The 20,600-nt window shown below is 34.7% G+C and carries 18 protein-coding genes; 13 read left to right on the plus strand and 5 right to left on the minus strand.

The window, feature by feature from the left end; all coding sequences use genetic code 11:
* The first annotated feature begins 174 nt into the window (after positions 1-174).
* Both C240_RS01740 and C240_RS01745 read left to right on the plus strand, forming a co-directional pair.
* On the plus strand, positions 175-1,074 hold the full coding sequence (locus tag C240_RS01740; protein WP_271490229.1) for an ABC transporter ATP-binding protein: 900 nt from the start codon (positions 175-177) through the stop codon (positions 1,072-1,074).
* On the plus strand, positions 1,067-2,326 hold the full coding sequence (locus tag C240_RS01745; RefSeq protein ID WP_271490234.1) for an ABC transporter permease: 1,260 nt from the start codon (positions 1,067-1,069) through the stop codon (positions 2,324-2,326). Before C240_RS01740 ends, C240_RS01745 begins: the two co-directional genes overlap by 8 nt.
* Positions 2,327-2,511: 185 nt before the next feature.
* Here C240_RS01745 and C240_RS01750 read toward each other — a convergent pair whose 3' ends face one another.
* Positions 2,512-3,495: a LacI family DNA-binding transcriptional regulator gene (locus C240_RS01750; RefSeq protein ID WP_271490236.1), complete on the minus strand. Its 984-nt coding sequence runs from the start codon at positions 3,493-3,495 to the stop codon at positions 2,512-2,514.
* Between the two features lie 153 nt (positions 3,496-3,648).
* Between C240_RS01750 and C240_RS01755 the strand changes: the two genes are divergently transcribed.
* Complete coding sequence (locus C240_RS01755; protein WP_271490239.1) at positions 3,649-5,043, plus strand: 6-phospho-beta-glucosidase; 1,395 nt, start codon at positions 3,649-3,651, stop codon at positions 5,041-5,043.
* 53 nt (positions 5,044-5,096) lie between these two features.
* On the opposite strand, the gene C240_RS01760 is transcribed toward C240_RS01755, so the two are convergent.
* A complete protein-coding gene (locus C240_RS01760; protein WP_271490242.1) occupies positions 5,097-5,534 on the minus strand; it encodes a hypothetical protein in 438 nt (145 codons plus the stop codon).
* Between the two features lie 109 nt (positions 5,535-5,643).
* Complete coding sequence (locus C240_RS01765) at positions 5,644-6,933, minus strand: NAD(P)/FAD-dependent oxidoreductase (protein WP_271490245.1); 1,290 nt, start codon at positions 6,931-6,933, stop codon at positions 5,644-5,646.
* Between the two features lie 138 nt (positions 6,934-7,071).
* Here C240_RS01765 and gdhA point away from each other — a divergent pair, with 138 nt between their 5' ends.
* The 3 genes from gdhA to C240_RS01780 all read left to right on the plus strand — a co-directional run bounded on the left by gdhA (position 7,072) and on the right by C240_RS01780 (position 10,727).
* Positions 7,072-8,418, plus strand: a complete 1,347-nt coding sequence (gene gdhA, locus C240_RS01770) for an NADP-specific glutamate dehydrogenase (protein WP_271490248.1) — start codon at positions 7,072-7,074, stop codon at positions 8,416-8,418.
* A 253-nt stretch (positions 8,419-8,671) separates the two neighbouring features.
* Positions 8,672-10,021, plus strand: coding sequence for a glucose-6-phosphate isomerase (locus tag C240_RS01775; RefSeq protein ID WP_271490251.1), 1,350 nt, complete (start codon positions 8,672-8,674; stop codon positions 10,019-10,021).
* 304 nt (positions 10,022-10,325) lie between these two features.
* The gene (locus C240_RS01780; RefSeq protein WP_333908783.1) at positions 10,326-10,727 is read left to right on the plus strand and encodes a NusG domain II-containing protein; all 402 of its coding nucleotides are present in this window, start codon (positions 10,326-10,328) and stop codon (positions 10,725-10,727) included.
* 55 nt (positions 10,728-10,782) lie between these two features.
* On the opposite strand, the gene C240_RS01785 is transcribed toward C240_RS01780, so the two are convergent.
* Positions 10,783-11,112: a hypothetical protein gene (locus tag C240_RS01785; protein WP_271490254.1), complete on the minus strand. Its 330-nt coding sequence runs from the start codon at positions 11,110-11,112 to the stop codon at positions 10,783-10,785.
* A gap of 419 nt (positions 11,113-11,531) precedes the next feature.
* Here C240_RS01785 and lepB point away from each other — a divergent pair, with 419 nt between their 5' ends.
* Positions 11,532-12,092 carry a signal peptidase I gene (lepB, locus tag C240_RS01790; protein ID WP_271490257.1) on the plus strand — a complete coding sequence of 187 codons (561 nt, stop codon included), beginning with the start codon at positions 11,532-11,534 and terminating at the stop codon, positions 12,090-12,092.
* Between the two features lie 106 nt (positions 12,093-12,198).
* Here the strand turns inward: lepB and C240_RS01795 are convergent, their stop codons facing one another.
* Positions 12,199-13,128 (minus strand): ArsR/SmtB family transcription factor, encoded by a 930-nt coding sequence (locus tag C240_RS01795; RefSeq protein ID WP_271490260.1) that lies wholly within the window; start codon positions 13,126-13,128, stop codon positions 12,199-12,201.
* A 244-nt stretch (positions 13,129-13,372) separates the two neighbouring features.
* On the opposite strand from C240_RS01795, the gene C240_RS01800 reads away from it, so the two are divergent.
* The 6 genes from C240_RS01800 to C240_RS01825 all read left to right on the plus strand — a co-directional run bounded on the left by C240_RS01800 (position 13,373) and on the right by C240_RS01825 (position 20,588).
* Positions 13,373-14,641, plus strand: coding sequence for an extracellular solute-binding protein (locus C240_RS01800; protein WP_271490265.1), 1,269 nt, complete (start codon positions 13,373-13,375; stop codon positions 14,639-14,641).
* A 164-nt stretch (positions 14,642-14,805) separates the two neighbouring features.
* Positions 14,806-15,711, plus strand: a complete 906-nt coding sequence (locus C240_RS01805) for a carbohydrate ABC transporter permease (protein WP_271490268.1) — start codon at positions 14,806-14,808, stop codon at positions 15,709-15,711.
* 10 nt (positions 15,712-15,721) lie between these two features.
* Complete coding sequence (locus C240_RS01810; RefSeq protein WP_271490271.1) at positions 15,722-16,564, plus strand: carbohydrate ABC transporter permease; 843 nt, start codon at positions 15,722-15,724, stop codon at positions 16,562-16,564.
* Positions 16,564-17,028 carry a hypothetical protein gene (locus C240_RS01815; RefSeq protein ID WP_271490273.1) on the plus strand — a complete coding sequence of 155 codons (465 nt, stop codon included), beginning with the start codon at positions 16,564-16,566 and terminating at the stop codon, positions 17,026-17,028. The genes C240_RS01810 and C240_RS01815 overlap by 1 nt, the downstream gene beginning before the upstream one ends.
* Positions 17,006-18,796 carry a glycoside hydrolase family 2 protein gene (locus C240_RS01820; protein WP_271490276.1) on the plus strand — a complete coding sequence of 597 codons (1,791 nt, stop codon included), beginning with the start codon at positions 17,006-17,008 and terminating at the stop codon, positions 18,794-18,796. Before C240_RS01815 ends, C240_RS01820 begins: the two co-directional genes overlap by 23 nt.
* A 16-nt stretch (positions 18,797-18,812) precedes the next feature.
* On the plus strand, positions 18,813-20,588 hold the full coding sequence (locus tag C240_RS01825; RefSeq protein WP_271490279.1) for a glycoside hydrolase family 2 protein: 1,776 nt from the start codon (positions 18,813-18,815) through the stop codon (positions 20,586-20,588).
* Positions 20,589-20,600: the final 12 nt, after the last annotated feature.

The following is a 20,600-nucleotide window of genomic DNA, read 5'->3' on the forward strand; positions in this document are numbered from 1 at the left end:
TTTAAATTACTAAAAAGATGCTTGAAGAATAATTATTGCTTGTAACAAGGTAATTTATTCTATTTTTTATAAATAAATGATAAAATTTGGTGAAAGGTTTTAAGACCTTTAAAAAAACTATTGTGGATTTAAAATTTTTGGAGCTAGGCTAGTTTAAATATAGGAGGATGGGAAATGTTAGAAGTAAAGAATTTGGTTAAAACATTTGGGGATTATACAGCTGTAGACAATATGTCTTTTGAAATCCCAGATGGAAAAATACTTGGGCTGATCGGTCAAAATGGTGCTGGGAAAACGACAACTTTTCGTTTGATTTTAGACTTTTTAACCCAAGATAGTGGAACCGTCTTGTGGAATGGACATCAGTTAAGCGGGAAAGACTATAATGATATTGGTTATTTGCCCGAAGAACGTGGGTTATATCCAAAAGTATCCATTCAAGATCAACTGATCTATTTTGCCGAATTAAGAGGCAAAACAAAAAAAGAAATCGAACCAAAAATTGACGAATGGATGGAAAAATTTAAAGTCAAAGGGAAAAAGACGGATAAAGTAAAGTCTCTTTCTAAAGGGAATCAGCAAAAAGTTCAATTAATTGCAACGTTGATTCATGAACCGAAATTAGTTATTCTTGATGAGCCATTTAGCGGACTTGATCCGGTGAATGCAGAACTGCTTAAAGATGGCATTATTGCATTAAAAGAGCAAGGATCTTGTGTTATTTTCTCAAGCCATAATATGGATAATGTTGAAAAAATTTGCGATCACCTTGTCATGTTACGAAGTGGCAAAATGGTTTTAAATGGCAAAGTTCATGAAATTCGTGAAAGCTTTGGCCGTACAAAAGTATTCTTAGAGTCTCCATTAACACCAGAAGATGTTCTCGCAATTGACGGTGTTCAATCTGCTGTCAAACGCGGTGATGGCGTGGTCGAAGTGACATTGAATGATCCTAAAGCTGGAGAAGAAATCTTTACTAGAGCGACACAGTATGGCTATATTCCGATGTTTAATCAACAACCACCGACTCTGGAAGAAATATTCAAAATGAAAGCAGGTGAACCAAATGAATAAATTTTGGATTATTGCAAGTGATGTATATAAGAAAAATGTAAAATCACTATCATTTTTGATTATGATTTTGGTTCCCTTTATTGTAATGGGTGTGATTTATGTTGCAGGCAGTTTAGCTAGTGGATTTTCAGAAGATAGTAAAATTGGTATCGTATCCGATAATGAAGCTTTAGCTAAGCAACTCGCGGAAGCCAAAACTGAAGATTATTCATTTAAATATGTTTCTTCCAAAGCAGAAGCAGAGAAGCAATTGAAGTCCGAGGATATTGAAGCTTTTCTAGTATTAAATACAGCAGGAGATGAAATTAAAGGTGAGTTATTTTCAGAATCATCTCTTGGCGCTACTACGGAAATGACGGTTGGTCAGCTTTTAAATAATATGCAGTCGTCGATAAATGCCAGTAAATTGAATTTAACCCAAGAGCAAGTTGCTAGTCTAAGTCAGCCGGCAAGCTTCTCAAAAACCAAAGTTAGCTTTGATGCTGATGGTAAAATGAAAACAGGTCAAGACAATACTATGATCCAAATGGCCGTATCCTTTGTTGTAACGATTATTTTATGGGTAATTATTATTACGTACTCATCCATTATTGCTCAAGAAATTGCATCTGAAAAAGGAACAAGAATCATGGAAGTCATCTTATCCAGTACGAAGGCGCAAACGCATTTTTATGGTAAGCTAACAGGTGTTATTATGGTTGCGTTAACGCAGATGGTAATTTATGCAGCTGCAATTGGTATTGGTTATTCTCAACTTAAAAATATGGATATTGTTAAAGATTTCTTGTCAGGTGTATCAACAGGGAACCTTCTTGGCAATTTCCTAATATTTACACTTCTATTCTTTATTTTAGGTGTTTTAGTTTATTCTGTTTTAGCAGCATTGTGCGGATCACTAGTGTCTAAACCAGAAGATACGGCTAAAGCAGTTCAACCTATTATTTACATTGCTATGATTGGTTATTTTATTGGCATTACAATAGGAACATCTGATCCACAAAATATTGTTATTAAAGTAACTTCATATATTCCGTTAATTTCATCATTTATTATGCCGATTCGCTTGGCTAATGAAACTGCGACTATGGGAAATGCAATAGTTTCCACGATTATTTTGGTCGTTTTCGGAATTGCTTTAACCATGTTTTCAGCTAAACTTTATAAATCAAACGTCTTGGTTTATAGTGAAGGTGGCGTTTTGAAATCATTAAAACAGTCGATTTCTATTTTAAGAAATGAGCGAAAAAATTAGCAAAATAAGCAAAACAGATAAATAGTAGGAAGTGAAAGGAAGATCCAACGTTGCCTCTTGGACCTCGAGTCCTACAAAAAACGGTCTCTTTCACTGCCCATTTAAAATCTGGTTTAAGTATGTTGGGGTTTCGAACTCGTGTTTAGGAGATTGTCGAAGAAGCTGACCTCTTCACACCGTCTATGTCACTTTTGATTTATAGGTACCGTTTTTCTCTCAATCAATTCAACACTCATTTTCCGTTCGGAAATTTTTTCTTGATTTAATTGGTTATGGATATAAATAAATGAGTTTTCAGCTTGATGTTTAATGGAATAATCGACAGTGGTAATATGCATTAAACGACTTATTTCGCTATTGTCAAAGCCGATAACAGCGACATCTTCAGGAATCGAATAGCCTAAGGTTTGTAATTCAGAAATAAAACCTGCAGCGACTGAGTCAGTATAAAAAGCCATAGCATCCGTTTTTTGCGGTAGTTCATGCCATAATTGCGCTATTGAACGTCCGTTATCCAGTCTAGTTTTGTCATGGAAAATCCATTTTTCCTCTAAAGGTAGCTGATGTTTATTATTGAAATCAGTAATAGCTCTCATTCTAGCTTTAGTATTTAGATTTTCTGCGTTTCCTAAAACATGTCCGATAGAGCGATAGCCGCGCTGGAAAAGATAATCCAATGATCTTAAATAACCTGAATAATGATCGACATAGGAAGAATAAATACGTTCAGAATCAATTCGATGCCAAGTTGAAATCGGTCCATAGATACTATAAGGTTCGATCACATCCCATGAATTCGCGCGTGTTAAAATAAGAACACCATCCAATTGTTTATATTTCATTTGATTTAACGCTTCAATTTCTTTTTTCTTATCACCATCAGTAAAATAGAGGGTGACATAATAGTTATAGGTTTTAGCAATTGAGATAAAACTTTGCAGAAATACACCTAAAGGATCAAAAAAGCCTTGAGCTAAAAAACCAATTGTTTTTGTTTCGCCACTTTGTAGGTTTCTAGCAATCAGGTTAGGAGAATATGCTAACGCTTCCATAGCTTCAAGAACTTTTTTTCGGCTTTCTTGGCTAACATAACCGTTGCCTGAAATAACTCTTGAGACAGTGGATTTTGATACTTGAGCTTTTCTTGCAACATCAATGATGGTAGTCATAAAATCCCTCGCAATCAAAATAAATACTTTCCTTTTAATTATAACATAAAATAAATTAAAAAAGACCTTGACATGGGAACATTCCCACAGATTATGATAAAAATGTAAACGATGTCAGAACGTATTCTGAACAAAAAATCAGGAGGGAAACACATGACAAGAGAAGCATTGAAAATCGCGACAATTGGTGGAGGATCAAGTTATACACCAGAGCTAATTGAAGGGTATATTAAAAGAAAAGACGAATTACCAATTAAAGAAATCTGGTTGGTTGATATTGAAGCAGGAAAAGAAAAACTAGAAACTGTCGGAGCAATGGCCAAACGAATGGTGAAAGCAGCTGGTTTAGATTGGGAAGTTCATTTAACTTTAGATCGCCGTGCAGCCTTGAAAGATGCGGATTTTGTTTCAACACAGTTTCGAGTTGGTTTGTTAGATGCTCGTATTAAAGATGAGCGAATTCCTCTATCTCATGGTGTATTAGGTCAAGAGACCAATGGTGCAGGTGGAATGTTTAAAGCATTTCGTACAATACCAGTGATTTTAGGCATCATTGAAGATATGAAAGAGCTTTGTCCAGATGCGTGGTTAGTAAACTTTACGAATCCAGCTGGAATGGTTACAGAAGCTGCCATTAAACATGGTGGATGGAAAAAAACTGCAGGTTTATGTAATGTACCGATTGGTCACAGAAAGCAAGCAGCAGAAAAATTAGGGATTCCAGAAGATGATTTATTCTTTAAATTTGCTGGGATTAACCATTTCCATTGGCATCGTGTTTGGGATAAAGAAGGCAATGAACGTACACAAGAATTGATTGATTTAATTTACGGACCGCAAGAAGATTCTGAAAGTCATTTAAAAAATATTCACAATGCACCATTCCATTATGAGCAAATCAAAGATTTAGGTCTGTTACCTTGTGGTTATCACCGTTATTACTATATTGAAGATGAGATGTTAAAACATTCAATTGAAGAGTTTGAAAGAGGCGAAACCAGAGCACAAGTAGTGAAGGAAACAGAAGCTCGTTTATTTGAATTATACAAAGATCCAAATTTAGATTATAAACCAAAAGAATTAGAACAACGTGGTGGTACTCATTATAGTGATGCAGCTTGTGAATTAATTGCATCGATTCATAATGATAAACGTACAGATATGGTTGTTTCAACTGAAAATAATGGGACAATTACTGATTTGCCATATGATTGTGTAGTTGAAGTTTCGGGACCTGTGACGGCTCATGGTCACGAACCATACAATTGGGGATCATTCCCACCAGCTGCCCGTGGTATTATTCAAGTGATGAAAGGGATGGAAGAAACAGTTATTCGTGCGGCGATTGATGGTGATTATGGTGCAGCGCTACATGCTTTCACAATCAATCCTCTAGTTCCAGGTGGTGCTATGGCGAAAACATTGTTGGATGAGTTATTAATTGCTCACAAAGATCATTTACCAAACTTCTCAGAAGCGATTGTTAAAATCGAAAATGAACAACCAGATACAGTTGCTTATGTAACGGAACTAATGAAAAGTAATTAAGTAAAAAAACTTGCTAAGACGTAATTGTCTAGCAAGTTTTTTTGATAGGTAGTTTAAATGCTCCTGATTGGTGCTACACTTTGAAGTAGAGAACGAAAAGGACGTCTAGTCTCAACACTGAATTGATAAGAACGGTAGCGGAACAAAAAGTTTAAAAATAAAAAGATACTGACTTCAGCAATTAAAAATATTGCTAATGATTTTATTGAAAAGATTAGTAAAGAAAGTGCTAAAAATAGCAAGATAAATAAAGAGAATAATTGCTGAATATGTTTAGTTGTTGTAATTGTGACTTCTTTTGTATCGTCTGTGACTTCTATTTTTTGTGAGAAACGGAAAAAACCTTCTCTGAATTCTAAAATATCACCTTTAGCGACTTCCAACTCATTTGAAATATTGTTAAATAATTTTCCTTGGTAAGAACCATTTTTATAAACTTTAAAGTGACGGACACAGCCCCACGTAGTTTGACGTTTTAAAATAATTTTCATAGTATTACCTCCTACAACTATTTTCACACAAATAAAGTGAAAAAGGATCGCACGTAAGACTGATTTATTTTCACTTTTTTATCGTTCTGAAGTCGTAGAGGTAATAAGATTAAGCTTCATCAAGTGGTGGTAAATAAGTGTACTCAGCTACTTCTGCAGCATGTGTGCCAGCAACGTGACCTGTAACAAAAGCTGCCGTCACATTATATCCACCAGTATAACCATTTATATCTAATAATTCTCCAGCAAAAAATAAACCATTAACTAACTTGCTTTCCATTGTTTTAGGTTGAATTCCTTTTAAGGAAATACCACCACCAGTGACAAAAGATTTTTCAATCGGGAACGTTTTTTCAGCAGTAAATTTAAAGTCTTTTATTTGTTTCGTTAATTCATCAAGTTTTTTCTCAGTGACTTGTTTAGCAGAGCTGTCATTTAAATCAGTTTTATCTAGCATATAATCAAGCAAGCGTTCAGGTAAAAAGTTTTTTAAGGCATTTTTTACTGATTTGTCGGGTTGTTCAAGCAACTTACTTTGTAAATCATTTTTTAGTTCCGTTGTAGATTTTTGTGGCATAGCATCTAAAACTAATTCAACAGGCTTGTGACCGTTTCTTTCAAGTTCTTGATTTACAAAACTTGAACATCTTAAAGCTGCAGGACCTGAGACGCCAAAATGAGTGAAGAGGAGATCCATTTGATGCTCAATAATGACTTTTCCTTTATTGTTTAAAACAGATAATGAAACATCGCGTAAAGACAGACCTTGAAGCACTTTTTTTTGAATAAAGTCATCATTTGAGATGATTGGTGATTCTGTTGCATATAAGTGACTAATCGTGTGACCAACTCTTTTAGCCAGTTTATAGCCATCGCCAGTGGCTCCTGTTGAAGGATACGTTCGACCCCCAGTTGTTAAAATAACACAAGGTGCATAAATTTTTTCTTTTTCTAAAGCGACTCCAATGATTTGCTGATCTTTGTGCAGTAGTTTCTCAACTTTTGCTTCAGTATATATTGTTACATTTAACTTTTGCAATTGCTCAAAAAGTGTTTCAACAATTGTTTTAGAGCGATCGGTTACAGGGAACATTCGACCATGATCTTCTTCTTTTAAATGTGTGCCGTTTGACTCGAAAAACTCCATAATATCATAGTTATTAAATTGCGAAAAAGCACTGTATAAAAATTTACCATTACCTGGAATATGAGCGATAATTTCATCAGCTGATCGGTTATTAGTGACATTACAACGTCCGCCGCCAGTTAACAACAATTTTTTTCCCACACGTTTATTTTTTTCTATTAGTAACGTTTTGCTGCCGGATTCTGCCGCTGCGATCGCAGCCATCATACCGCTAGTACCGGCACCCACGATAATTACATCGAATAATTTCACGTTAATTCCTCCAATTCAATGGTAGTTTAACACAATTTTCAAATTTTTTTCTACTTTTTTTGCAATTTTCGGTAAAAAGTTGTGGAAATTTTCTGAATTTAGGTTAAAATAGGGTTACAACTATGAGAGGATGATTAGATGGAAGCAAAACAGTACGTGGAAGAGATGCAAAAGAAGATTCACGAAAATGATCGAGGTCAAGTGGAATACTTGCAAGCTGTAGATGAATTTTTGCCATCAGTAGAAGTGTTTTTGAAAGAAAACCCTGCTTTCATTGAAGCCAATATTTTAGGGATCCTAATTGAACCTGAAAGAATTCTGCAGTTCAGAGTTCCGTGGCAAGATGATGAAGGTAACTGGCGTGTTAATCGTGGTTATCGAGTACAATATAATTCTGCGATTGGTCCTTATAAGGGCGGTTTGCGTTTTCATCCTAGCGTGAATTTAAGTGTTATGAAATTTTTAGCATTTGAACAAATTTTTAAAAACAGCTTAACTGGTTTACCTATCGGTGGTGGTAAAGGTGGTAGTGATTTCGACCCTAAAGGAAAATCAGATGCTGAAGTCATGCGATTTTGTCAAAGTTTTATGACAGAACTGCATAAACATATTGGACCTAGTACGGATGTACCTGCGGGTGATATTGGTGTTGGCGGCCGAGAAATTGGCTACTTATATGGAATGTACAAGCGTTTGAGAAATTATGATGCAGGTGTTTTAACAGGAAAACCATTAGGCTACTGGGGAAGTCAGGCAAGAACGGAAGCAACTGGCTACGGTTGTGTTTATTTTGTTAAACATCTACTCAATGATTCTAACGATTCTTTTGCAGGTAAAAAAGTAGTCGTTTCCGGAAGCGGAAATGTATCAATTTATGCAATTGAAAAAGCCCAGGAGTTAGGAGCAACAGTGCTTACTTGTTCAGATTCTACCGGCTTTGTCTATGATCCCGATGGTATTGATGTTGAATTAGTCAAGGAGTTAAAAGAAAAGAACCGTGAGCGTATTTCAAAATATGTAGAGATTCGTACAGGTGCTACTTATTATGATGGTCAATCAGTTTGGGATTTCAAAGTGGCATATGATATAGCATTGCCTTGCGCGACTCAAAATGAAATTAATGAAGATCAGGCAAAACTTCTCGTAGAAAACGGTGGTAAAATTGTTGCTGAAGGTGCAAATATGCCATGTACGCTTGAGGCTGTACATGTATTAGATGATGCTGGTGTTTATTACTGTCCGGGTAAAGCAGCCAATGCAGGTGGAGTGGCTGTATCTGCTCTAGAAATGAGCCAAAATGCCGAACGATTATCATGGTCTTTTGAAAAAGTAGATGGTATGTTAGATGATATTATGAAAAATATTTATGAAACTTGTCGTGACACGGCAAACCGCTATGACGCAACGAATAATTTTGTTTTGGGTGCAAATGTTGCTGGTTTTGAAAAAGTAGCTACTGCGATGATTAGTCAAGGATTAGTATAAAAACTTTATAATACTGCTAAATTGTTTTCTGACATTCTTAGCAGTATTTTTTTATTTATTAGATAAATTAGCGAGGCTCTTTTAATAATGAACGGTTTTTGGTATAGTCCATATCAGCTAGATTCTGATTAATAAAAATGATTTTAGTGAAAAAAACTAAAATTGGTACATATATTCACAATTTGCTTGAAAAAAGTCTGAAAAAAACGTAAAGTAGAGAGTGTATTAAGTTTAATTTCAAGGAGGAGAAGGAATGTCACACATTCAATTTGATTATTCCAAATTAGCACCATTCGTTGCTGATCATGAATTGGAATACATGCAGACACAAGTGACTGCGGTAGACAAAGCTTTACGAGAAGGAACAGGGGCAGGCAGTGATTTTACTGGCTGGATTAATTTACCTGAAGAATATGATAAAGATGAATTTGCCCGTATCAAAAAAGCGGCTGAAAAAATTCAGTCTGATTCTGAAGTTTTAGTTGTTATTGGGATCGGCGGTTCTTATTTAGGAGCTAGAGCAGCGATTGAATTCTTACACCATTCATTTAATAATTTATTACCTACTGAAGAAAGAAAAGCACCGCAAATTTTCTTTGCTGGAAACAGTATTAGTTCAACATATTTAGCTGATTTAATTAATGTTATTGGTGATCGTGACTTCTCTGTTAATGTTATATCTAAATCTGGTACAACAACAGAACCTGCTATTGCTTTTAGAGTTTTCAAAGAGCTATTAGTTAAAAAATATGGCAAAGAAGAAGCAAACAAACGTATTTATGCTACAACTGACCGTGCTAAAGGTGCTGTTAAAGTTGAAGCTGATGCTGAAGGTTGGGAAACATTTGTTATTCCTGATGATGTTGGCGGACGTTTCACTGTCTTAACACCAGTTGGTTTATTACCGATTGCTGTAAGTGGTGCTGATATAGATGCATTGATGACAGGGGCAAATGACGCTCGTAAAGAATATGCTGAAACTTCAGATTTATCGAAAAATCAAGCATACCAATATGCAGCTTTAAGAAATATTTTGTACCGCAAAGGTAAAACAACAGAGATGTTGATTAATTATGAACCAGGAATGCACTATTTCTCTGAATGGTGGAAACAGTTATTTGGCGAGTCAGAAGGGAAAGATCAAAAAGGTATTTTCCCGGCAGCAGCTGATTTTTCTACGGATCTACATTCTATGGGGCAATATGTTCAAGATGGTATGCGTAATTTATTTGAAACAGTTGTTAAAGTTGAAACACCTCGTCATACAGTTTCAATTCCAGAACTGACTGAAGATTTAGATGGCTTGGGTTACTTACAAGGGAAAGAAATTGATTTTGTAAATACTAAAGCATTTGAAGGTACGTTACTTGCTCATACAGATGGTGGAGTACCGAATATGATCGTTAAAATTCCGGCAATGGATGCTTATTCATTAGGTTTCGTAATGTACTTCTTTGAAATCGCTGTTGGAATCTCTGGCTATTTAAATGGTGTAAATCCATTTGACCAAGAAGGTGTAGAAGCTTACAAGAAAAATATGTTCGCATTACTTGGTAAACCAGGGTTTGAAGATTTAGCGAAAGAGTTGAACGAACGTCTGTAAAACAGCGTTTATTAGTAGTTTTAGAATTTAAAAATATGCCACTAGAAGGAAAGTGAAATTCCTTTTGGTGGCATTTTGCTTGTTTTTTAAAGGATGATAAAATATATAGGAGACTTAATAGCAACCAGACTAGATTTATCTATATCCCACTATTGTCTAATTGTATTGCATTTTCGCTTCCTGAAAGGACTAATACTAAAAAGTGAATTAGCACTTTCCTCATAAAATCTCTTTTACACGTTCACTGATTACATATGAATCAAGTTTATTTTTTGTTATAATTAGTTTTGGATGGTGAATTATTTTGAAAAAATTATTAGAGCAATTTAAATTGTATGACTATATTATTGTGATCTGTTGTGTAGTATTTTCTTTTTTTCCGTTAATAGCATTTGCAATGACGACAAGTAATGAGGGAGACAAAATTGCAATAGTTAAAATTAATGGAGAAGAAGTTGAGCGGTATCGAATAGATGAGATTGACCATTTTGAAAAAACATATCAGTTGGAAGATGGAAAATATAATGTAATTGAAGTAGAAAGAGGTAGGGTCAGAAATAAAGAGGACAACAGCCCGGATCAAATAGCTGTTAGGACAAGCTGGATAAATAAACCAGGGCAAATAGCCATCTGTATACCACATGATTTCCTTATTGAAATCGTTACAGAAGGAGCTAAAAAAGATGAAAATTATCCTATCTATTAATTAAAATACCGACAGGAGAAACTGACATTTCTCTAGTCGGTGTTTTAGTTAGTAATTAGTTAATATCATCATCTTTAGGATAGGGTAGTACATGTAAAGATAGATCATCTTGCGTAGCGTTTTCAGAATTTGGATCTTGGGAAAAACGAACATTTTCTCGGTTGTTATTTTCATGAGCGGACTCGCTTGATTCGAAAGGAATAGAGTGAGATGCCACATGATTATTTTGTGCTAAACGAGCTTTCGCTTCTTTTTCAGGGTCATAATTATTTTGATGATAGGATTTATCATTTTTGCCGCTTGTAAGTGTTAGATAGATGATTAAAATAATCATAATAATGGTTACAATAATTAATGTAACAAACATACCAAACGAGATGAACATAGGAAATAACCTCCTTTAATGGACCTTTAGTCTTTTACAGTTTATCAAATGTTTTGTCTTGCGTCATCTATTTTTCTTTCACTTTTGTAGTAAAACACTATTTTTGCGATACATTTTCTGCTTAAGTATGATAAATATATACTATGAATCAGAAATAGCTTATAGAAAATAATTGCTAATTAGTACAGCTGTGATAAAATGTATTAGTATGATAATTGTTACAAAGTGATTTGCGGTTTTCGTAGAGGTCGAACTTACTTTGAATTTAGGTTAAAAGAAGAGTGATACTCTGGTTGATAACGAAGTTGAAAAAACTGATTAGTTGTTAAAAATCAGATTAAAATTTATATAAAAAGTAAAGAATTCTGTAGGAATTCCTTTGTTTATGGTAAACTATAGAAAGTAAGTTTTTTGGAGGAATGAGTTTGAAATCTAAAGAGTTTTTGCATACAACATTATTTTTTGTCGGCTTAGTAGTCGTGTTATTTTTACTAAGACAATTTGTATTTACACCAGTTATGGTTAAAGGTCATTCGATGGACCCTACTTTAGCTGATGGTGAACGAGTGATTGCATTAAAAAACACAAAAATTAAACGATTTGATATTGTAACGTTTCCAGCGCCAGATGAGCCGAAGAAAAATTATATTAAACGTGTGATTGGCTTGCCAGGTGAAACAGTTGAAATGAAAGATGATGTTTTATACATTGATGGCAAAGAAGTGAAAGAACCATATCTTGATGAATTTAAAGGTGAATTAACAGATGGTGATCCATTAACGTACGATTTCACTTTGGAAGAAGTGACTGGAGAAAATAAAGTGCCGGAAGGTCATTACTTTGTAATGGGAGATAACCGTAGAAATTCTAAAGATGGAAGAATGATTGGCTTTATTAGTGAAGATAAGATTTTAGGTGATGTTAAGTTTGTTTTATGGCCATTGAATCGTTTTGGTGTACTGTCAACAGACGGTAAATAAAATTAGTTTTTCTAATATTTAGTCAATAAAAAAAGCGAGTAGCAAAGAAATGTGCTGCTCGCTTTTTTGTTATTTTATTTTACTGTTATATAGTTAGAATTGTTTTTTAATTCGCTTGGATTTTCAGTTCATCTGAGTAATATAAATTCAAGATAATATTTTGTTTATGGTTGCCAAAATTTTCTCCAAAAAGAGTAATTCCACCTTTATTTTTCGCATCTGTTTCAATTTCAAAACGTAGTTTGATAAAAGGGTTATTTTCTAAATCTAAGTCTTTAATCGTAATATCTGAATATTTTTCGCCATCAATTCCTGTGTCAAGAGTATTGATACGCAAATGTTTTAAAAGTCCATATTGACTAAAGTGATCGTCCCACCAATCAGGAGTATAGTGACCTCTAGTATCAGAGTAATTTCCCGGAACGGTGTAGACAGCTACTTTTTGATCGTTTACATAAATTGAAATGTCACTTGGCCAAACGTTATTTGATAATGGAAATTCAGAAGAAACCTCGAAACTAATCTCCAATAGTTCTGGTATTTGACGCTCTTGAAGTAGGTTAGGAATCTTATACTCAACAAAGCCTTCTGAAAACCAAAGTAGCGATGCATCAACACGATTGCTATCCATAAAATATTTAGGTTCATCCGCTTTACCAACTATTGAGGTAGCAGTAGCTAAACCACAAGTTGGTTTAATTTCAAAATCAGTAAAATGACCGATTTTTAAGTCTGTTGTATGCAGCTTATAAGCATGATAAATTTGTTCAGGAAAACGAATATGGATATCATCAATACCAAGATAGACTAATTTTTGTACACCGGATTTTCCAGGAAGTTTTTCTGATTTAACAATGCCTGCTTGCTCCAATTTTTGAATATGACGGGTAATGATTGCGTTACTCAAATTCATTTTTTCTGCTAGTTGGCTCATATTCATCTTTTTCTTCCCGATTAATTGGATAATAGCTAATCTGGTTTCGCTGGCCAAAGCGTCATAAACCTTCAGCGAATTTTTACTAATATCTAATTCCATGTTATCCTCCTCATATACAACTTTAACTATTTAGTTAAAGTTGTATTCTTATTTTATAGTTTACCATATCAGGTGTTTAACCGTAAAGTGAAACGTATATTTTTCTTTTATATCTTTATTGACAACGCTTTCTTTAAATGGTATTTTAATTTCAAGTTAAACAATTTTTGTTTTTGTTTAACTTTATAGTTAATTTAATTAGTTTAGAATTGAATTAATAAGTTAAAGAAAGGTGAGGGAAAAAGTGAGGAAGAAAAAACTGATTTTAGGAGCGTCAATTGTTTTGATGGGGGCACTATTACTTGCTGGATGTGGTGGTTCTAAAGATGGAGGAGGCAGCAGCGCAAAAGAAATTACTTTTTGGAATCCGTTTACAGGAGCCGATGGTTCCAATATGAAAAAAATGATTGATGATTATAATAAAACAAATCCTGAGTTCAAAATAAAAAATGTCTCGCTTAAAGAGGGCGACATGTATGCCAAGATTCCTACAGTCGTAAATTCGGGCAAAAATATTCCTGATTTGACTATTGTTCATGCGGAACGAATTAAACAATTTAAAGATAATGATATGTTGAAAACCTATGATGAAGTGCTCAAAGAATACCCGGACATTAAAGCAGAAAATTATGTTGCAGAAGCTTGGAATTTAGGGGAAATTGATGGCGAACGTTATAGCTTACCTCTGGATATTCATAGTTGGGGAACGTATTACAATAAAGATTTGCTGAAAAAATATGCACCTAATGCTATGGACGATGATATTTTAACGTTTGATGAAATTATTGAAGCAAGTGAAAAAGCAAAAGCTGATGATGTCCGGGGAATTGCGGTTACATGGGTTAAACCAAATTATTTATCCTTGATGGCTCAGTATGGCGGGAAATTAACAGAAGATGGTACTGCACCGACACTTGATACTGAAGCAGGTAAAAAAGCCTTTGAAATGTGGAATACTATGTATGAAAAAGGTGTAACAACTCAAGATGGTGAAGATCCAACCCAACTATTTTTGAGCGAAAAACTATTGTTCTTCCCAGAAGGAATCTGGATTCAAAACAACATCAAGGATGCAAAATTTGAATGGGGTTTAACGAATTCACCTCAAGTAACGAATGATCTATCTCAGTCAGTCAATTGGGCTTCCTCTCATCAATTTGTGATGTTCAATTCTAAAGATCGAAGTGAAGAAAAAGAAAAAGGCATCGGGAATTTTATTAACTGGTTACGTGATAATTCATTAGAATGGGCAAAAGCTGGACAAAACCCTGCAACGTTAAGTCTTTTGGATGATCCGGAATATACTGAAATGCCTCAGTCTATTTTCTTGAAAACACCTGAAGAACAAGCGACATTGAAAATTTTTGATTATAAATATAATGGATACGTATCTGAATATCTAGATGCTCATGGTTTCGATACGATTTTTGGAAAAGTATCTATTGATGAAACGTTAAAAGATATGCAAAAAGAAGTTTCAGATAAAATCTCAAAAGATGATTCTGGGAAATAAAATGTTAGGTTACTGAGAAGAAGAGAACTGATTCGAGTAATGATGCTATCAGTTGTTTAAAGCCCACGTATAGAGTGAGAATAGAAAATTTCTGAAGATAAAGTAAAAATGTGTCTGTTCTCACTTTTGTATTGGGGTGATTTATAGAAAAGGGGTTTTTTTATATGCAGTCTGCTATCAGTACAAAAGTAAAAACAACCAAAAGGAAGCGTAATGTTTTACCTTGGTTCTTTTTAGCACCTCATTTATTGATTTTTGCAATCTTTTTTTTAATTCCAGTTTTATTTGGCATTTATATCTCATTAACAAATTGGGATTTAGTTAATTCTCCAACATTTGTTGGTCTAGATAATTATAAAGAAATTTTGTTTAACTCGGATTCGACGTTCTATACACAATTTCACAATGGATTTAAAAACACATTTTTATTCGTCCTTTTTTCAGTTCCGTTTTGTATAGTGGTACCGTTGTTAATTGCTGCAGCTTTGAATACGAAGCCTAAACTGGGGAAATTGTTTCAATCGATTTTTTATTTGCCGTCTCTTTTCGCGATTTCTGCTGTGGTAATTATTTGGACATTGATATTTAATGTGACTTACGGACCAGTGAATAATATTTTTAATCTAGATACTGTTTGGTTAGGAACACAACCTTATGCTTGGTTTGCCTTGGTTGTCGTAACAGTTTGGTGGACAATTGGTGGAAATATGGTGATTTATCAGGCGGCGCTTAACGGTATTTCAAAAGATTTTTATGAAGCAGCCGACATTGATGGCGCATCAGCTGTTCAAAAATTTTTTAAGATCACCTTACCAAGTATTAAAGGACAAATTCTTTATACCGTTGTAATGACAACGATTGCGCAATTTAATGTTTATGGACAACCATTAATGTTAACTGCTGGAGGGCCTAATAATTCCACTCGTGTTCTATTAATGTATATTCAGCAAAATGCCTTTGGCTCTGGTCAATCAATTGCTGGGATTGCTTCAGCGATGGCCGTTCTATTAGGGATTTGTATTATGATTGTTGCGGCATTGCAGTTTAAGTTTCTAAATAAAAAAGATTAGGAGAATCCTGATGAAAAAGAAAAAATTATCAAGTTCAAAAATTGTTTCACTACTTTTTCTGCTGTTAATGGCATTTGTTTGGATTGTCCCAATTTTATGGGGAGTCGTAACGTCATTTAAATCAGAAATGGAACTGATGACAGCTGGATTTAAATTTTTACCAATTGAATGGGTGATGAGCAATTACACAGAATTGCTTTTTGATAATTCGAGTACACCGTTAGTTCGCTGGTTTTTAAATTCTTTATTTATTTCTGTGAGTCACTCGCTGCTAGTATTGTTAGTGGTTTCGTTATCTGCATTTGCGTATAGTCGTCTAAATTTTAAAGGGAAAACGTTGTTGTTTTCTTTTTTGATGGCTACGATGATGTTTCCGAGTGTAGTCAATTTGATTCCGTTGTACAAAATCGTTGATACTTTTGGCTGGGTAAACTCGCCATTAGCGATGATTGTTCCAGGTGCAGCTGGTGTATTTAATATTTTTCTGGTTAAACAATTTATGGATAATATTCCGAAAGAATTTGACGAGGCAGCGCGGATTGATGGAGCAGGAGAGTTTGCGATATTTTTAAAAGTTATATTACCTTTGATGAAACCGGTATTGTTAGTGGTCACACTGTTCTCTTTTACAGGTTCATGGAATGATTTTTTGTGGCCGTCGATCGTTTTCAATGATATTGATAAAATGCCGATAACACCAGGTTTGCAGTTGCTTCAAGGGATGTATCAAGCGCAACCGACTTTATTGATGGCTGGAGCTTTAGTTGCAATTATACCAACATTCGTATTGTATTTATTTGCGCAAAAATACTTCTTGGAATCTATGTCATTATCAGCAGGAGTGAAGGGATAATGAATCGGAAATTAGAACGGACATTAGTTACAATTTTAGGTTGTTGGCAAATAGTTGATGGTGTAATTACGATTCTTTTTTACAGTATGTATAAAAGAAGTCAAATCAGCAGCATCAGTAATCTTTCGAACGAAAATGCTCGAGCTATTGACGCGGTTTTCGGAAATATTTTTATTTTTATAGGAATTTTCGGTACGATTTTAATAGGTTTGGGTTTGTTTAATTTGGTCGTTGCTAAAAGATACATTAAAGATAATCAAATAAATAAAAAAATTGGTGCTTGGCTGATTGGTTTAAGCATTATATCTTATTTTTCAATGGATATTTTAAGTGTTGTGCTAAGTATGGCGGCAGGGATTATTTTACTATCGAAAAACAAGGGAATTCGGTTGAACCAAGAGAAACAAGTAGAAGGACTAAAAGGAAAGTTGAGTGTGATAAATGAAAAGAGCAGAGTATCCTAGGCCACAGTTTGTTAGGGAAAAGTGGCAAAATTTAAATGGAACATGGAAGTTTGCCTATGATGACAAAAATATTGGAAAAAAATCTGGCTGGTATTTAGGTAGTGAAAATTTTCCAGATGAAATTGAAGTCCCATTTGTTTACCAATCGGAATTAAGTGGACTTCATGAACGAGCAGTACATGAAACTGTTTGGTATCAACGTGAGTTCGAAGTGGATCAAGTGGCTAAAAACCAGCGTGTGTTGCTACATTTTGGAGCGGTTGATTATGAGGCGGAAGTCTATGTAAATCAACAGTTTGTCGGAAGACATCAGGGAGGACATACTTCATTCTCCTTTGATATTACAGAAGCGATCACAGATAAGCGACAAGTTGTTACAGTTAGAGTGAGTGATCCTTATGAAGATGAAACGATTCCTCGAGGAAAGCAATTTTGGGAAAAGGAGTCGCGTGGTATTTGGTACACTAATTCAACTGGGATCTGGCAAACTGTATGGCTGGAAGTTGTACATCAAACGTTTGTTGAGAATATTCAATTTACACCTGATGTCGATCGAGGCTTTGTGGATATTTCATTGCAAGTCTCAGATGCCGCGAAAAACTTATCAGTGAATTATAAAATTAGTTATAAAGGTTTAAAAATCATCGATGACACAGCGCAATTGATGAGTAAAAATAATCGAATGAGCTTCGATATTTATCAAAATCGGATTTTTAGAAGCAATTTTCATGATAAAGGGTGGACGTGGAGTCCTGAAGAACCCAATTTATTTGAGATTGAAATTGTATTATTAGATGATGAAACTATTTTAGATCGGGTCGAAAGTTATTTTGGTATGCGAAAAATACATACTGAATCAGGAATGACCTTTTTAAATAATCAGCCCTATTATCAAAAGCTAGTTTTGGACCAAGGTTATTGGGAAAAAGGACTGCTAACAGCACCGTCAGATGAAGATTATAAAAAAGACATATTATTATCCAAAGAGATGGGGTTTAATGGTTGTCGCAAACACCAAAAGACATCAGATCCACGTTTTCTTTATTGGGCAGATAAACTTGGTTTTATTGTATGGGGCGAGTGTGCTTCGGCGCCGATTTATACTGAAAAAGCAGTTGAACGTTTAACTAAAGAATGGTTGGAAATTATTGAGCGTGATTATAATCATCCTTCAATTATTACGTGGGTTCCTTTAAATGAAAGTTGGGGAGTACCTGAGATTCATCATGATTTACAACAGCAGCATTTTTCGGAAGGTTTGTATCATCTAGTGCATGCGTTGGATAAAACGAGATTAGTGATTTCAAATGATGGATGGGAAATGACCAAAACTGATATTTGTGCGATTCATAACTATAATCACGGCGCCAAAGAAGACACAAAAAAATATGATTGGTTTAAAGAAACATTAGCGACTAAAGCAAATCTATTAGCTTATCCACCAGGAAAGTGGGCCATTTATGCTAAAGGCTATCAGTATCAAGGAGAACCGATTATGTTAACAGAGTTTGGTGGGATTGGATACAAAATTTCAAAGCAAAATGGTTGGGGCTATACTTCTGTTAAATCGTCGGAAGAGTTTGTAGCAGAATATCAACGAATTATGGCAGCGATTTATGAATCTAAAGGCTTATGGGGGTTTTGCTATACACAGCTAACAGATGTGGAACAGGAAATTAATGGCCTGTTAGGCTATGATCGAAAACCCAAATGTGATTTAGCCGAAATAAAGAAAATAAATGATCAATTTTATCCAGAAAGAATTTGAAAAAGAGGAGAAGTGTATGGAGAAACTGAGGAGAAAACATCCAAGACCACAATTTATCAGAAAAAACTGGACTTCGTTGGATGGAGAATGGGATTTTAGCTGCGATGATGAAAATACTGGATTAAAAAATAGCTGGCAAAATGGTTTTACTGAAGCAAGGAAAATAAATGTTCCTTTCACTTATGAAACAAAATTAAGTGGAATTGAAGACACATCTCACCATGCAATTGTTTGGTATCAAAAAAAGCTTACTTTAGAGGAAACAAAAAATTGGGTTCTTTATTTTGAAGGAGTTGATTACCAAGCAAAAGTTTGGCTTAATGGTCAAATGGTAGGCGAACATATTGGTGGATATGAACGTTTTTCTTTTGATTTGTCTGGCTATCAGGTTTCAGGTGAGAATACTTTAATTGTTCGAGTGGAGGATTCCTTGGCTTGTGAACAGCCTAGAGGCAAACAGCGCTGGCTAAAAGATAATTTTGGTTGTTGGTATGTTCAAACTACAGGTATTTGGAAAAGTGTTTGGTTGGAAGAAGCTGGCTCTCAACGATTTGAGCATGTTAAAATGACCCCGATGTTGGACGAAGACCAAATATGCTGTGAGATAGAACTTCATGATCAAAAAGTTATGCCGGATATGCAAGGTTTATCAGTAGAAATTGAGTTGTTTTTTAATGATAAAAAAATTCAAGCAGTAAAAAGTTTATTTCAACATGAAATGATGCCGATTAATATTGACACCCGCGTTCAAGAAGATGCTTGTTGGGGAACGAAAGTTTGGAATACCAACACACCTGATTTATATGATATTGTATTTAAGCTTTATGATGAATCAGGTCAATTAATAGATGAAGTTTTTTCTTATTTTGGTATGAGGAAAATTTCGATTAAAAATGGACGTATTTTACTAAACAATACAGAGCTATACCAACGCTTGATTTTAGATCAGGGCTACTGGTCTGAATCGGGTTTAACACCGCCATCTGTTGAGAAATTAGAGCTGGATATCGAGAAAACCATCGAAATGGGCTATAACGGATTGCGTAAACACCAGAAAATTGAAGATGAACGCTTCCTTTACTTGTGTGATTTAAAAGGTGTTTTGGTTTGGTCTGAAATGCCCTCAACTTATACTTTTAATGATATTGCGCTTAATAAGTTTACCAACGAGTGGCTGCAAATTGTCAAACAAAGTTATAATCATCCATCCATCATCACGTGGGTTCCGTTTAATGAATCGTGGGGAATTAAAAATATTAGTCGTTCAAAAGAACAGCAACGATTTACTGAAGGTATCTACTATTTAACAAAAGCAATTGATCCAAATCGTCCAGTAATTACCAATGATGGTTGGCAACATACGATTTCTGATATTATTACGCTACATGATTACGAAGAGAATAGTACCGATTTTATTGAGCGTTATAAAGATTCCAACAAGATAGTAGGAGGCTCCCATCAAAAGGCGCAACAGTTTAATAAAGACTTTTTTGCTTTTGCAGATGGTTTCGAGTACAAAGGTCAACCGATTATTATTTCAGAATTTGGCGGAATTGCTTTTGATTCAGGCGAAGGTTGGGGGTATGGCAATATGGTAGCTGATGAAAAAGCATTTATGGAACGTTTTGAAGCAATTCACCAAGCTATTCAAGAACTGCCCTATGTTACAGGTTATTGCTATACGCAGCTGACGGATGTTGAGCAAGAAGTGAATGGTTTGCTAACAGTTGATCGTAAAGCGAAAATTGATTTGGAAGAAGTAAAAAGGATCAATGTAAAAAGACTAGACTAAGTAATTTAAAAG

Source organism: Enterococcus sp. 5H, assembly GCF_028128615.1.
Lineage (GTDB): Bacteria > Bacillota > Bacilli > Lactobacillales > Enterococcaceae > Enterococcus_L.